Source organism: Photobacterium sp. CCB-ST2H9 (genome assembly GCF_023151555.2).
GTDB lineage: Bacteria > Pseudomonadota > Gammaproteobacteria > Enterobacterales > Vibrionaceae > Photobacterium.
Genome location: NZ_CP100425.1, coordinates 2,142,444 through 2,157,951, shown reverse-complemented (window position 1 = coordinate 2,157,951; position 15,508 = coordinate 2,142,444). Strand labels below are relative to the sequence as shown.

The window sequence follows — 15,508 nt, the reverse complement described above, 5'->3', positions numbered from 1 at the left end:
GGAGCGGATGCAGACAGATTGTCTGATGTCTCCGGAAGCATGGTGCTGTGTCTTCCAGTTCGATTTCCAATAAAAAACCTCGCATTGCGAGGTTTTTTTGTATCGGTGCAGAATGCGGTTAACGGAAACGGCGTTTGTTCCAGCTGCGTACGACAGAATAGCGCCAGAATCCCCGGATACCAAAGTAGCCAACCAGCGCACAGATCGTGCCACAAACAAAACAGCCTAGCAGAAATGGCGGGCCAATCTGACTCATCTGCTCCTGCAGGAAGGCCCAGGACAGTTCGAAGTGGAACGACTGATAAGGCACATTCATTAACCACGCCCCGAGTTTATAGGCCGCATAAAACATGACGGGCATGGTAATGGGGTTCGTGATCCAAACGAGGGAGACGGAAAGCGGCAGGTTGACACCAAATAGTATGGCCAGACCGGCAGCCATGATCATCTGGCTCGGTAAAGGCACATAAGCCATAAACAGACCAACCGCAAATGCGCCTGAGGCAGAGCGGCGGTTCAGACACCACAGGTTAGGGTTATGCAGCACAGTACCAAACACTTTCAAAGCTTTATGGCTTTTAATCATTTCCGGGCTGGGCATGAAGCGTTTTATGAGTTGTTTTGGCATCGTATGTCGTTTTTTCTTTTGGCTGTATTCATCGGGTTGTCATGATGTACCAGATGACTGCCGGTTTATCTCTCGGGATTTTGTCACTTCACTTCTGGCCATCCTTGCCAGATTACATCTGCTTTATTACAGCCATGATTATCGGTGGAGCGATATACCTGTGTTTGCGATCCGTCATAATTTTGACGTTCGCGATGGGTGGGCTCTGGGCTTGGTTGATTGCAGCTGATTATAGTCAGACCGTGAACCGTCTTCCGCTGGAGCGCGGAAATATTATCATAACTGGCGAAGTTCGTAGCCTAATAAATCATAATATTCTTGATAAGAAATTCATTTTCTTAACTGAAACTGTGTCTGACCGCGATCTTCAGCGCAAAGAAAAGATACAGTTACAACTCGAATGGCCCAACGCACCTGTATTCAGACAAGGGCAGCGCTGGAAGTTCAATATTCGTGTGCGCCGTCCGAACGGACGTGTCAATGCGGCGGGATTTAATGCCGAACGATACGCCGTCGGAACCGGAATTCACGGAATTGGTACCGTGTTGTCCGGTCAGCTGTTGTCCGGGGTATCTGAGACCAGTCTTCGCCAGACCTGGTTCGAACAGGCGATAAAGCAGACAGAAACATTGCCTTATCAGGCCTATTTACTGGCACTGAGTTTTGGAGAACGGCAAGGGCTGGATCAACAGGACTGGACAATTCTCCGTGACAGCGGGCTGGCACATCTGATGGCAATTTCCGGGCTGCATATCGGACTGGTCGTCGCCTGGGGCTGGTGGGCCGGGAACCGCGTGCGTGGCGCATTGCCGGAACGTCAGGGGACATACTGGTTGCCGTTATGGCTGGCGCTCTTACTCGCCTTGGGGTATGCCTGGCTGGCCGGATTCAGTATACCGACCCAAAGAGCGCTGCTGATGTCCGCCCTCTGCTTATTGCTCATCCGGCTGGAAGTGGTCTGGAGTGGCATGCGAGTGTGGCTGCTGGTGTTCACGGTTTGTCTCTTCCTCAATCCGCTCGCAACATATTCGGCTGGTCTGTGGCTGTCTTTCGGCGCAGTGCTGGTGCTTTATCTGGCGAATGTCGGGGGGATCCGGCGCAGAAAAGGGATCTCGGTTTCTGGAGTCGCTGCCTGGCGAGAAAACTGCCGGGTATACATGTTGCTGCAACTGGTGTTACTGGGGCTGATGCTGCCATTACAATGGGTATGGTTTGGTGGGATTTCGCCGGTCGCGCCGCTCGTCAATCTGATGGCTGTACCCTGGGTCAGCCTGATCACTGTGCCTTTGGTCCTGCTGGCTGTTGTCACGCTGGCTTTTCCGTCAATCTCAGGGATGTTCTGGCAAATGGCAGACGGGTCACTTCACCCGGTGATGACCGTCGCGACTCTGACTTCGGGGACCTGGCTGCCGCTTTCTGATGGATTGTTCTGGTGCTTGCTGATTCTGATCGTCCTGCTGACGATGGGATGGTTTCTGCCCTGGCGTCAGTTCGCAGGCTTACATCTGAGTGTGGCGATTGTGCTGTGGGGAAGTTATACCGGATATAAAAGTTATCGCGTCCCGCCACAAGACTGGCAAATCGATATGCTGGATGTCGGACATGGTCTTGCCGTCATCATTCAGCGACATGGCCGGGCTGTTCTTTATGACACCGGAAACCACTGGCCGGGAGGCAGCATGGTGCTTTCCGTGGTAGAGCCAGTATTGCACCGGTGGGGCATTACCGGGCTCGATGGTTTCATGCTCAGTCACGCGGATGCTGACCATGCGGGTGGCACGGCAGATGTGCTGGAAAGACTTTCTCCTGACTGGCAACGAAGCAGCGACAGGCGTGAAGGTTTTGCCCCCTGTGTCCGCGGGCAAGCCTGGCGCTGGCTGGATTTGAGTTTTCAGGTGTTGTGGCCGCCAAAGCGGGTCGGGCGAGCAGCAAACCCGCATTCCTGCGTGATCCAGGTCAGTGATGCCCGGCTGAATCCTGAATCTCAGACAAGCCTGCTGTTAACCGGTGATATTGATGCCATTTCTGAACTCTTGCTGGCCCGGCTCGAACCTGAACTGAAAGCAGACATTTTACTGGTGCCACACCATGGCAGTAATACCTCGTCTACACAGACCTGGCTGCAATCGCTGCAAGCCCGTTACGCGTTGGTTTCAACGGGGAAATACAGCCCCTGGCCCTTACCATCAGTGCGGATCCGGGAGCGTTATCGCTCGCATGGCATCACCTGGCTGGACACGTCGGAAAGCGGGCAAATCAGTCTTCGTATCCATAAGGGAGAGATCACGGTGACACGTTACCGGCAGGATCACAGAACGGACTGGTATCAGGCATTGTTCAGACCGTGATATTGACTGAATGATCTGCAATTTGCTGTAAAAACAGGCGTGAGGCGCCTGCAGGCGTTGGCAACTGACTTGGTGCATTTCAAGTTAACGAGTAGAATAGCCGCCACTAACAGATAACAATCGGTTTTACATGACACAAGTTAACGATCAATCCACTTGGGATACGTTTAAACGACTCTGGCCTTCTATCAGTTTATATAAGACGGGGCTGATTGCCGCCGTTATCGCTCTGGTTGTCAATGCTGCCAGTGACGCACTGATGCTGTCGATGATCAAACCGTTGATGGACGAAAGTTTTGGCGGTCTGAACAGCGTGGAATCCAATTTCCTGGCAATGATGCCTTTTTATCTTCTTGGGTTGATGTTGGTTCGCGGATTGAGCGGCTTTGTTTCAACTTACTGTCTGTCCTGGGTGTCGGGCAACGTGGTGATGAATATGCGTCGCCAGGTGTTTAACCATTTCATGAAAATGCCGGTCAGCTTTTTTGATAAGGAATCGTCCGGTGCGCTGCTTTCCCGCATTACCTATGACAGCGAGCAGGTTGCTTCAGCAACCAGTGGCGCGCTGGTCAGCCTGGTCCGAGAAGGGGCAACCATCATTGCCTTAATGACCATGATGTTCTGGAACAGCTGGCAACTCTCCGCCATCTTACTGGTGATTGCGCCTGTGGTCGCCGTCAGTATCCGGATCGTCTCCAAGCGTTTTCGCCGCATTTCCAAAAACATGCAGGACACCATGGGGTCGGTCACTTCATCTGCCGAACAGATGCTGAAAGGACACAAAGTTGTGCTGAGCTACGGTGGTCAGCATGTTGAGCAATCCCGCTTTGAGAAAGTCAGTAACAGTATGCGTCAGCAAACCATGAAGCTGGTTTCTGCGCAGGCGATCGCCAACCCGGTTATTCAGATTATTGCGTCGATGGCTCTGGTTGCTGTGCTGCTGCTGGCTAATACAGAAAGCCTGCGCAGCGAACTGACACCGGGAACTTTTGCGCTGGTATTTGGTGCGATGTTCGGCATGATGCGTCCGTTAAAAGCGCTGACCAATGTAACGTCTCAGTTCCAGCGTGGTATGGCCGCCTGTCAGACCCTGTTTGGCCTGATTGAAATGGAAACTGAAAAAGATCACGGTACATACGTTGCTGAACGTGTAAAAGGGGATGTCACTTTCAAAGACGTGACCTTCACTTATCCGACTAAAGACACCCCCGCACTTCGTCAGGTCAGCTTTGATCTCCCTGCCGGTAAAACGCTGGCACTGGTCGGCCGCTCCGGTTCAGGAAAAAGTACTATTGCGAACCTGCTGACACGTTTCTATGACATCGATTCCGGTGTTATTACCATCGATGGCCGTGATATTCACGAATACAAGCTGGCCAATCTGCGTGATCAGGTCGCGATTGTCTCCCAGAATGTCCACCTGTTTAACGACTCGATTGCCAACAATATCGCATATGCCAGCGGCGATCGTTACAGCCGCGCAGATATTGAAAAAGCGGCTGAACTGGCTTATGCCATGGACTTCATTCAAGGCATGGAACAGGGGCTGGATACGGTTATCGGTGAAAACGGTGTCAGCTTGTCCGGTGGTCAGCGTCAGCGTATCGCCATTGCCCGTGCACTGCTGCGTGATGCGCCTATTCTGATTCTGGATGAGGCAACTTCGGCACTGGATACCGAATCTGAGCGTGCGATTCAGGCGGCACTGGATGAGCTGCAGAAAGACAAAACGGTTCTGGTGATTGCACACCGTCTGTCGACGATCGAGAATGCTGATGAAATTCTGGTGGTGGATGAAGGTGAAATTATTGAGCGCGGTGTGCATGCGCAGTTGCTGGAAAAAGACGGCGCCTATGCACAGCTGCATCGCATTCAGTTTGGCGACTGAGCAGGCACCTCATGGCGAACCTGATCGAAAAAATCTGGTTTGAGCGCCACCCGGCCGGGTGGGCGCTTGCACCCGTGTTCTGGCCATTGAGCAAGCTCTTTGGCTGGCTGAGCCGGTCCCGCCGGCAGGCTTATCAGAACGGAAAGAAGCAGGCTTACCGCGCCTGTGTACCTGTGGTGGTTGTGGGTAATATTACCGCCGGAGGTAATGGCAAGACTCCGGTGGTGATTTGGCTGGTCGAGCAGCTTCAGGCTCAGGGCATGAAAGTCGGCGTGGTCTCCCGTGGCTATGGCGGTAAATCTGCACATTATCCGTTGCGGCTGACCGCACAGACAACCACGGCTGAAGCCGGTGATGAGCCTGTGCTGATCGCGCGTCGTACCGGCGCTCCGGTCGTGGTGGCGCCTCAACGATCTGAAGCAGTCAAAATGCTGGAAAATGAGGTCGATGTGATTATCACGGATGACGGTCTTCAGCATTATGCTCTCAGCAGGGACATCGAAATTGTCGTAATTGACGGCAAGCGCCGCTTTGGCAATGCCATGCTTATTCCAATGGGGCCGCTCCGTGAAACGTGTGACAGACTGAAGGACGTTGATTTCCTGATCTGTAACGGCGGAGATGCCAAGCCGGGTGAAATCAGTATGCAGCTGGAGCCCGAAATGATGGTGAATCTCGTGACAGGGGAACATCGCCCCGCAGAACGTTTGCAGGATGTTGTTGCAATGGCGGGTATCGGTCATCCGCCCCGTTTTTTCGCTACACTGAACGCATTAGGACTGACCCCTGTCCATTGCCAGTCTTTTCCGGATCATCAACCGTATACAGTTGAAGCATTGAGCGAGCTGGAGAAGTTGGGCCAGCATCTGGTTATGACGGAAAAAGATGCGGTGAAATGTCAGGATTTCGCTCAGCCAAACTGGTGGTATCTGCCTGTCAGAGCCCGGTTGTCTGAACCGGAGTCGACAGAATTGTTGAATCAAATTAAAAAAGTGAAGGAAGAATATGGATCATCGTCTGCTTGAAATCGTTGCTTGCCCGGTATGTAAAGGCAAACTGCACTTTGATAAAGACAATCATGAGCTGATCTGCAAATTTGATCGTCTGGCTTATCCGATCAAAGACGGCATCCCGGTTCTTCTGGAGCCAGAAGCACGGACTCTGAGTGCGGAAGAGGTGATGTAATGTCATTTACGGTCATTATTCCGGCTCGCTATCAATCGTCACGTCTGCCGGGTAAACCGTTGGCTGATATTGCCGGAAAGCCGATGATCCAATGGGTCTACGAGCAGGCCAGCAAAGCAGGCGCAAAACAGGTGATTGTTGCAACAGATGATCAGCGTATTGCGGATACTGTGAAAGGCTTTGGTGGCGAGGTCTGCATGACGCGGGCTGATCATGATTCAGGGACTGAGCGTCTGGCCGAGGTGGTCGAAAAGTATCAGCTCGCTGCAGATGAAATTGTCGTGAATGTGCAGGGGGATGAGCCTTTAATTCCGCCGAGCATTATTCGTCAGGTAGCGGATAACCTTGCACACAGTATCGCGCCGATGGCGACACTGGCCGTTGAAATTGACCATGCTGATGAAGTCTTTAACCCGAATGCGGTGAAAGTTGTCACGGACAAAAATGGTTACGCGCTTTATTTCAGCCGTGCATCGATTCCATGGGATCGCGATAACTTCGCAAAACGCCCGCAGGAGATTCATCAGAACCTGCTGCGTCACATTGGGATTTATGCCTACCGGGCGGGTTTCATCAACACTTACATCCATTGGGAGCCCAGCACACTCGAGAAGATCGAGTCGCTGGAGCAACTGCGTGTGCTCTGGCATGGTGAGAAAATCCATGTCGATGTCGCGATTGAGCCGCCGCCAGCTGGTGTAGACACACCGGAAGATCTGGAAAAAGTCCGTTTGCTGATTCAGTAAACACGACATTCAACAGCCGGTCATCAGACCGGCTTTTTGCACGTCTTGACCATTCATATACAACCATTCTTAGCAACTGATTTCACATCAGTGACTCATGGTGCAGATTTCTCCTTTTTATTCGTTATAAAATAAGTTGCTTATCAGGTGGCGGTGTTGGACTTGTGATTGCTCCGATGCTTTACCCAAATCTGACGCTTCATATGGCGACAAATGCAGGTTAACGATGGAAAAGATTTCTCGGAGAGGTTTACTGAAAGGTGCTGTGATTGCCGGTGTTGCGGGTGCCACAGGCGCGTGGTGGCTCAATGCCGGGCAAACGCCGAAGGAGGCTTTGGACAACATGTTCAATGATGCTTTAACGGATCTGCCTGCCGCATCAATTAGCGCCGCTTTGATCAAAAATGGCCAGATGGTTTGGGGAAAAGGTTTTGGTTATCAAAACTTGGATAGCGGCGTGCCTGCAACGCTGGATAGTATCTGGCCGTCACTGGGTTCAGTCTCTAAATTGATCACCTGGACAGCCTTGATGCAACTGGTGGAAAACGGCAAGGTTGATCTGCATGGTGATGTCAGTGGTTATTTGGGCTTTCCGTTGAGAAATCCTGATTATCCGGAAACACCGATTACGCCTTATCATCTGCTCACGCACAGTTCTTCTTTGTCGACTCGAAGGATGACGTCAGCGCCGGACAGTATGGCCGATTTTTTCTGCTCGGCAGAAGGAGGGACATTAAAGGATTGGGTCGACACAAACATTGCCCCGGACGGTTTGAAAACCGATCTGAAAAAAGTGTTTGATCCCTATCGGCCCGGTGATTTCCCACAGTTGACTGCAGATCCACTGGGTGTGATTTCCGGCTACTCAAATCTGAATGCGATGGTGGCGGCATACCTCATTGAGCAGGTCAGCCAGATGTCTTTTGAATTCTATACTCGTCGTTTTATTTTTGAACCCATCTCGGCCACAGACATGGCGTGGACTACGAGTACCTTGGATCAACAACGGCTGATAACACCTTACGAAGCGAAGCGTAGCCCGCGGCCACCTGTCATGGCGGTCTATACCAATACCATGAGAGAGAAAGGTTACCTGAGTTCTGTCGAAGTACAGATGAATCGTGACGAAGCCTATTATGCCTTTACCCAATGTGAATATGATTCGCCATTTAATGCTGCGGGCTTGCTCGGGAGTTCAACAGTATCACTGGTCTCTTTTCTGTGTGCTTTTCTGCCTTCTAATCATGCGGCACAGCCTTTACTCAAAGTGGAGACCATGCAGCAATTATGGCAAATGCAGCGTCTGGATCCACTCACCGGGAGTGCTATTGGCCTGGGATGGTTTCGATTCCCATGGGGCAGGAATGAAGTTTTTTGGGGACATGACGGCGGCGGACCGGGAATTTTATCCCGGGTCATGATTGATCCTTATTCTGGTGATGGGCTGGTTTTGTTGCTGAATAACTTCTTTATAGATTTCAGAAAGCGTGCCGCGTTGCTCGATCAGCTGGTGAAAATGCTGAAGAAGTTCTAGCCGGAAATTGTCCTGAATTTCATTCAATCCCGGAGGCGTATTGCCTCCGGTCGCGTTTGGGTTGATATGAATCTTCCGGTATCAGAAGAAACCCAGCGGATTCACATCGTAGCTCACCAGCAGGTTTTTGGTGTTCTGATAGTGATCCAGCATCATCTTGTGGGTTTCACGGCCAATCCCGGATTTCTTATAGCCGCCAAAGGCTGCATGAGCGGGGTAGGCGTGGTAGCAGTTGACCCAGATCCGGCCAGCTTCGATTTGCCGGCCCATGCGATAAACGCGGTTGGCGTCCCGTGTCCACACCCCGGCCCCTAAGCCGTATTCGGTGTCATTGGCAATTGCCAGTGCTTCGGCTTCGTCCTTGAAGGTGGTAATCGCAATCACAGGGCCGAAAATTTCTTCCTGAAACACCCGCATTTTGTTGTGACCTTTGAGCATGGTCGGTGCGATGTAATAGCCGGAAGCAATCTCGCCGGACTGCACTGCCACATCACCGCCCAGTAAGACTTCAGCACCTTCCTGACGGCCGATTTCGAGATAGCTCAGGATTTTGTCGAACTGCTCCTGAGATGCCTGCGCGCCGACCTGAGTGTCGGTATCCAGCGGATTGCCTTGTTTGATGGTACTGGCTCGTTCAACAACTTTGGCGATGAACTTGTCGTAGACTGATTCCTGCACCAGAACCCGGCTCGGACAGGTGCAGACTTCACCCTGATTGAAGAAGGCCAGCAGCAAACCTTCGACACATTTATCCAGATAGGCATCTTCGTGATCGAAAATGTCTTCAAAGTAAACATTCGGTGATTTCCCGCCCAGCTCAACGGTAGACGGGATCAGGTTTTCTGCAGCGCATTTCAGAATGTGATGACCCACATCCGTCGAACCGGTAAAGGCCAGTTTGGCAATGCGTTTGCTGGTTGCCAGTGCCTGACCGGCTTCGCTGCCGAAGCCGTTGATGACGTTCACGACACCCGCCGGAATCAAATCACCGATGGTTTCCAGCAACACCAGAATGGAGGTTGGGGTCTGTTCGGCGGGCTTTAGAACCACACAGCACCCGGCGGCAATGGCTGGTGCCAGTTTCCACGCGGCCATCAGCATCGGGAAGTTCCAAGGAATGATCTGACCCACCACGCCGACCGGCTCAGGGAAATGATAGCTGGCGGTGTTGGCATCTAATTCAGCGGCGGTGCCTTCCTGCGCCCGGATACACCCGGCAAAGTATCTGAAATGATCGACCACCAGTGGCAGGTCTGCAGCCAGTGTTTCCCGAACGGGTTTGCCGTTTTCCCAGCACTCTGCAATGGCCAGCATTTCGAGGTTGGCTTCAATTCGGTCGGCAATTTTCAGCAGAATATTGGAACGCTCGGTCACACTGGTTGTGGCCCATTTGGCTCGCGCTTCATGGGCCGCATCCAGTGCCAGTTCAACATCGGCCGCACCGGAACGGGCAACCTGACAATAGGCCTTGCCATTGACCGGTGACACATTGTCGAAGTATTGGCCGGAGACAGGTTTGACCCATGCACCGCCAATGTAATTGTCGTAATGGGATTTGAATTGGATGAGCGCGTCAGCGGAACCCGGTTGAGCGTAGATCATAGCAATATCCTTTTCCTGTGGTTTCAAACCTTGACGAATCACCCGTCTTTTCAATGCGATAGACAAAAGGGTGATGTTTACTTTCCCGATTCACAACGCAAGTTGCGGGCCAACGCGGCGGGCTTGTTGTTAAATAAATGTAAAGCTATGATGAATCAAATATTATTAAAAACGGTGCCGCTTCGGGCGCTGAACTGTTGTCCGCTGCCAGTGTTCCATTCTTTCTCAGAGAGGGATGGAACACTGTCCCAAAATGGAACACTTGATCATGCCGACACTTGCAAGCCGGGATCCCGCCGACTGGCTGTCCGAATCATGGCACCGATGCCAGATTGCCGGGCTGAGAGAGAGCCAGCTGCCTGAAAATATCCGTCTGGAACACACCCAGCTGGATGAGCGTCGCTCAGATGCTGCTGATTTGATTGCAGCCGTCGAACATAAGGCGGTGCCATTGTTCAATCAGGTTTTTGCCGGAACCAACAGCCGGTTGCTGCTGGGCGACACCGAAGGGGTGATTATCAAGTCCTGGGGACAGTCCCGATTCGAGCAGCGATTAACCGGCATTGCGCTTGAGTCCGGTGTGTGCTGGCAAGAGCGGTTGAAAGGGACGAATGCCATCGGCAATGCACTCACCGAAAAACAGTTCATTACTGTGGTCGGTGATCAGCATTTCATTCGCCAGCACCGTTTTATCAGTTGCTCGGCAGGGCCGGTTTTCAGTCCGTCTGGTGAGCTGATTGGGGTGCTGGATATTACCAGCGAACAGCAGGTGCACTCCGACCAGACCCGGCTGTTTGTTCAGCATATGGTGCAACAAGTGGAAAATATGTTGTTGTGTCAGTTGCCGGAAGCCAGCATACGCATTGATCTGGCGTGCGATCAGACTTTGTTGCACACCGGCTGGCAGGGCATTCTGGTGGCCAATGAACAAGGGAAGATTCTGGCTTATAACAGTGTTGCCGAGCGCTTGCTGGGTCAACGTCCTGTGCTGGGCCGTGATATTGATGCGCTGGTGGCGTCCCGGCGGAGTACCCGGCATGCCCTGCCACTGGTTTTTCAGCGGAAAATGATGAAACCGGCACAGAAAAAAAACAGCATCTCATCTCGTCAGTTATGGTCACCGGCCTGCCCGTTGCATCATGGTGATGACCGGGTTGAACTGGCCTGGCAGCAAGCCTGTAAACTGATTGATAAAGACGTTAACTTGTTGGTGCTGGGTGAAACCGGTGTCGGGAAAGGGGAGTTCGTCAAACAGCTCCATCAGCACAGTGCCAGACGGCATGCCCCTCTAGTTTCCGTGAACTGTGGCGCGCTGCCGCAAAATCTGATTGAGTCTGAGTTGTTTGGGTATGTGCCAGGCGCTTTTACCGGTGCCAGCCGACAGGGGCAGCAAGGACGGATCCGACAGGCGGATCAGGGGATTTTGTTTCTGGATGAAATTGCTGAATTGCCATTATCCGCCCAAACCCGCCTGCTGCATGTTTTGCAGGAAAAAGAAGTGATGCCAGTGGGGGCAACCCAGTCTGTGAAAGTGGACATCCGGATTATTGCCGCGACCCATAAAGACCTGGCCCAAGCGGTTTCAGAAGGGCAGTTTCGGGAAGATTTGTATTACCGGCTCAATGGCTTGATTCTCTGTTTACCGCCATTGCGGGAGCGGCAGGACAAAGCCGAACTGATCGAGGCGATTTTGCTGCAATACAGTGATGCGACCTTGCAGATTTGCTCTGAGTTATCAGACCGGCTGGCCGGATATCACTGGCCCGGGAATATTCGAGAACTGGACAATATGCTGAAAGTGGCCGCAGCACTGGCAGAAGGCGACTCTATACTGACGCTGGCACATTTGCCGCAGCATTTCGCGGCTCAGTTACCGGCTGCAACTAGTGCGGGTCAGATCAGCAAAGGTGTGAAAAAACTGGAAGCGACCATTTCCGGGACGCTGCTGGAAACCTATCAGGCCAATCACGGTAATATTTCCCGGACTGCAAAGATATTGGGTATCAGCCGCAATACCCTGTATCGCCGTCTGCGTAAGCTGGGTATTCAGGTGTAGTCAGTGACAAAAAAGAAACGCCAGACAAGAAATAGCCCGGCCAAAAGACCGGGCTGTTTTGTTCTCTAGGAGAGGTTTCAGAGCATGCTCTGAGCGTTAAGCGTTGACGCGCTCACCGCTGATTTCTTCATCCTGCTCGAAAACGCTGTGGTCAGCCTGACCCAGTACCCGGGAGGTGATGGTTCCGGCAGTCATCGAACCGCTCACGTTTACGGCGGTACGGCCCATATCAATCAGGGGTTCGATTGAAATCAGCAGGCCAGCCAGTGCAACCGGCATATCCAGCGCAGACAGAACAATCAGTGCAGCAAAAGTCGCGCCGCCGCCTACACCGGCAATACCGAATGAGCTGATGGTGACAATTGCGATCAGCGTCAGCATGAAGCCAGGATCCATTGGGTTGATGCCGATGGTTGGCGCAATCATCACAGCCAGCATGGCAGGATAGAGACCGGCACAGCCGTTCTGGCCCATGGTGGCACCGAATGAAGCCGAGAAGTTTGAAACAGCTTCGCCATTCCCCAGTTTTTTGACCTGCGTTTCAATGTTCAGGGGCAGGGTGCCTGCACTGGAACGGGAAGTGAACGCGAATGTCAGGACTGGCAGAATCTTTTTCAGGAAGCGGATCGGGTTGACACCAATGCCGGACACCAGCAGCAGGTGCATCACCAGGATCAGTCCCAGACCAACGTAGGAGGCAACGACAAAGTTCAGCAGGTTCAGGATGTCGCTGTAGTTAGAACCGGCAACCACTTTGGTCATCAGGGCCAGCACGCCATACGGGGTGAGCGCCAGTACCATACGTACCAGCGTCCGGACCACTTCCTGTGCCACATTGACGAATGTTTCCAGGCTCTTGCCCAGTTCCGGCTGCGTGCGGATAACCGTCAGGCTGGCAACACCAACAAAAGCCGAGAAAATTACGACTGCGATGGTAGACGTCGGGCGGCTGCCCGCCAGATCAGCAAACGGATTGGCCGGGAAGAAAGAAATAATCATGTCCGCCAGGGACAGCGTTTCAACCGAGGTCAGGCGCGTTTGCAATGCTTCGCCACGCGCAATTTCACGGGCACCCTGAACAATGCCTTCGGCACTCAGGCCAAACAGGTTGCTGACCAGAATACCAATCAGCGCAGAGGCCGCTGTCGTTGCCAGCAGGATACCAATGCTCAGACCGGCAATTTTGCCCAGTGAGCCTGCGTTTTTCACTTTCACAATGGCTGCAATAATGGAAACCATGATCAGCGGCATCACAATCATTTTCAGCAGGCTGACATAACCAGAACCAACAATGCCGACATATTTCAGCGTTGTGGCGATGGTGTCATTCCCTTCACCATAGAAAAACTGCAGTGCAGCACCAAACACAACACCCAGCCCAAGGCCAGTGAACACACGTTTGGACAGTGTTTGCTCACGTTTCTGCTGTTGAACCAGCAAGGCGATCAGCAGTGCAAAAATCGCCAGATTGATGACCAGATACATATTTCTCTCTACTTAAAGGGGTTCAGTCTGTATGGAAAGTCGCACAGGGCAGTGCGCAGAACTGTATAAAATTTTCCTGCATCATAGGGATTAAGCGACGCAGAAGAAATGGCTGCTCATTACTTTGACTATTCAAAAATGGAACATGTTAAAACCAAACAGAATATGGATGCATTCATGTTCAAGTTGAAGTAAAAAAGCGCTTTTTTGGGGAGGAGCAGCCAGGAAGTACCTGGCTGTGAGTTGGTCGGGCTGAAGGGATCAGGCGGTCGTGTCTTCAGAGACAGGCTGAACCACATTCACGGGACCGGCGCTGTCGGCCATGTCACGCAGTTTTTGCCACCACTGGCCGAGGGTTTCATGCCAGAAGCGTTCGGTCTGCTCGAGGTACTGTGCTTTCGGCGCGTACTTCAGCCATGGCTGGTGAATTTTATTGCTGGCCAGAAAATTGGTCGGGGCCGGAATCGGGTCCAGGCCTGCCAGTTTAAATTCTGTGATAGCGCGCGGCATGTGACTGGCAGAGGTCACCAGAACCAGGCTTCGTTTCCCGACCACCGAAGCGGCCTGGAAGGCTTCTTCCCAGGTATCTTTGGCCGTTTCAAGCAGCAGGACGTCCAGTTTGTTCACGCCCAGGGCCGTTGCGACTTTCGCCATCATCCGTGCCTGGCTGATCTCCGTTCCGCCGTCATACCCGGAGAGGATAATTTTAGAGCCCGGAGAGAGGTTGTGAATGCGGATTGCTTCTGCCAGACGCATCAGAGAAGCGCGGGACAGTTCCGAGGTCATTGGTAACTCTTTGTCGACCACATGACTGTTGCCCAGCACCATGATGTAATCAACCGGTTGTCCGGATGGAATATAGCCTTTGTATTCTCGCTCCAGCGGTCTGAGCAGATGGGTCGAGATAGGCTGGAATGCCACCAGGAAAATACCTAGCAGGGAGATGCTCAGCAGCCAGGAGGCCAGTTTCTGTCGGCGTGTAAACCAAAGTACCATCAGACCGGTAACACCGATAATCAGCAGCAGTGGCAGAGGCATCAGAAAAGCCGACAAGATTTTTTTCAGTTCAAACATATCAGGTCGTCCGAAATTTCAGCAATTGAGCTTGAAAACGTGCTCCAAGCCTTTATTCCTCTAAAGCTTGTGACACAATAAGCGTCTGACAAGAACGCTATCATAACGAAAACTGACGTGATCAGAGACCGAAATTTTGATGATTTAGCCCAAAAGTTCTCAGAAAACATCTACGGTACAGCAAAAGGGCTGATCCGTCAGACTGTCGTATGGCAAGATTTGGAGCAGATTTTACATACCCTTGACGTGGCTTCGGCCAGTCAGGGCGCATCATTGCACGTCCTGGATGCCGGTGGTGGCATGGGGCAGCTCTCGCAGTTGATTGCGAAACTGGGTCACCGGATTACTTTATGTGATCTTTCTGGAGAAATGCTGAAACTGGCCCGCGAGGAAATTGCTAAAAATGGCTTGCTTGAGCAATATCGACTGGTTCACTGTCCGGTACAGCAGATCGATGAATATCTGGATGAGCCTGTTGATTTGATTCTGTTCCATGCCGTGATGGAATGGCTGACAGACCCGCGCGCAGCGCTGGAAACGCTGATGAATCAGGTCAAACCGGGCGGGATCATCTCCGTGATGTTTTACAACTATAACGGCCTGATGTTTAAGAACCTGATTTGCGGCAACCTGACCCATGTTGAACAGGGCATGCCTCACCGAAAACGATTTAAGCTTCAGCCGCAATCGGCACAGAAGCCTGAAGAGGTGTATGCCTGGCTCACGGAAGGCGGTTTTAACATTTTAGGCAAAACCGGTGTGCGGACTTTTCACGACTATATGCGGACCAGCCGTGTCGGTGAATTCAGTCTGGAACAATTGCTGGCGATGGAGCAGAAAATCTGCCGTCAGGAACCGTATTTATCGTTGGGGCGCTATATTCACGTTTACGCCCAAAAGCCGTTGCAGTAAGCAAATGACTTCTTTGTCTGTTGCATGCAATAAATCTAACAAATAAGGAC

Annotated in this window: 12 protein-coding genes; 8 read left to right on the top strand and 4 right to left on the bottom strand. The window is 52.2% G+C overall.

The window, feature by feature from the left end:
* Nucleotides 1–118 precede the first annotated feature (118 nt).
* Nucleotides 119–628: a DUF2062 domain-containing protein gene (locus L4174_RS10085; RefSeq protein WP_248140637.1), complete on the bottom strand. Its 510-nt coding sequence runs from the start codon at nt 626–628 to the stop codon at nt 119–121.
* 41 nt (nt 629–669) lie between these two features.
* Here L4174_RS10085 and L4174_RS10080 point away from each other — a divergent pair, with 41 nt between their 5' ends.
* The 6 genes from L4174_RS10080 to L4174_RS10055 all read left to right on the top strand — a co-directional run bounded on the left by L4174_RS10080 (nt 670) and on the right by L4174_RS10055 (nt 8,329).
* Nucleotides 670–2,976 (top strand): DNA internalization-related competence protein ComEC/Rec2, encoded by a 2,307-nt coding sequence (locus L4174_RS10080; protein ID WP_371929405.1) that lies wholly within the window; start codon nt 670–672, stop codon nt 2,974–2,976.
* 130 nt (nt 2,977–3,106) lie between these two features.
* Nucleotides 3,107–4,864 carry a lipid A ABC transporter ATP-binding protein/permease MsbA gene (msbA, locus tag L4174_RS10075; RefSeq protein WP_248140636.1) on the top strand — a complete coding sequence of 586 codons (1,758 nt, stop codon included), beginning with the start codon at nt 3,107–3,109 and terminating at the stop codon, nt 4,862–4,864.
* 11 nt (nt 4,865–4,875) lie between these two features.
* Entirely contained in the window at nt 4,876–5,889 is a 1,014-nt protein-coding gene (gene lpxK / locus L4174_RS10070; protein WP_248140635.1) for a tetraacyldisaccharide 4'-kinase, read from the top strand.
* Nucleotides 5,870–6,049: a Trm112 family protein gene (locus L4174_RS10065; RefSeq protein ID WP_248140634.1), complete on the top strand. Its 180-nt coding sequence runs from the start codon at nt 5,870–5,872 to the stop codon at nt 6,047–6,049. Before lpxK ends, L4174_RS10065 begins: the two co-directional genes overlap by 20 nt.
* The gene (gene kdsB / locus L4174_RS10060; protein WP_248140633.1) at nt 6,049–6,795 is read left to right on the top strand and encodes a 3-deoxy-manno-octulosonate cytidylyltransferase; all 747 of its coding nucleotides are present in this window, start codon (nt 6,049–6,051) and stop codon (nt 6,793–6,795) included. The genes L4174_RS10065 and kdsB overlap by 1 nt, the downstream gene beginning before the upstream one ends.
* A 226-nt stretch (nt 6,796–7,021) precedes the next feature.
* On the top strand, nt 7,022–8,329 hold the full coding sequence (locus tag L4174_RS10055) for a serine hydrolase (protein WP_248140632.1): 1,308 nt from the start codon (nt 7,022–7,024) through the stop codon (nt 8,327–8,329).
* Between the two features lie 81 nt (nt 8,330–8,410).
* Here L4174_RS10055 and L4174_RS10050 read toward each other — a convergent pair whose 3' ends face one another.
* Nucleotides 8,411–9,931 carry an aldehyde dehydrogenase family protein gene (locus tag L4174_RS10050; protein ID WP_248140631.1) on the bottom strand — a complete coding sequence of 507 codons (1,521 nt, stop codon included), beginning with the start codon at nt 9,929–9,931 and terminating at the stop codon, nt 8,411–8,413.
* Nucleotides 9,932–10,199: 268 nt separating this feature from the next.
* Here L4174_RS10050 and L4174_RS10045 point away from each other — a divergent pair, with 268 nt between their 5' ends.
* A complete protein-coding gene (locus tag L4174_RS10045) occupies nt 10,200–11,987 on the top strand; it encodes a sigma-54-dependent Fis family transcriptional regulator (protein WP_248140630.1) in 1,788 nt (595 codons plus the stop codon).
* A gap of 96 nt (nt 11,988–12,083) precedes the next feature.
* On the opposite strand, the gene L4174_RS10040 is transcribed toward L4174_RS10045, so the two are convergent.
* Both L4174_RS10040 and elyC read right to left on the bottom strand, forming a co-directional pair.
* A complete protein-coding gene (locus L4174_RS10040; protein WP_248140629.1) occupies nt 12,084–13,472 on the bottom strand; it encodes an L-cystine transporter in 1,389 nt (462 codons plus the stop codon).
* Nucleotides 13,473–13,733: 261 nt separating this feature from the next.
* Nucleotides 13,734–14,546, bottom strand: coding sequence for an envelope biogenesis factor ElyC (elyC, locus tag L4174_RS10035; protein ID WP_248140628.1), 813 nt, complete (start codon nt 14,544–14,546; stop codon nt 13,734–13,736).
* A 117-nt stretch (nt 14,547–14,663) separates the two neighbouring features.
* Between elyC and cmoM the strand changes: the two genes are divergently transcribed.
* Nucleotides 14,664–15,458 carry a tRNA uridine 5-oxyacetic acid(34) methyltransferase CmoM gene (cmoM, locus tag L4174_RS10030; protein ID WP_248140627.1) on the top strand — a complete coding sequence of 265 codons (795 nt, stop codon included), beginning with the start codon at nt 14,664–14,666 and terminating at the stop codon, nt 15,456–15,458.
* Nucleotides 15,459–15,508 lie beyond the last annotated feature (50 nt).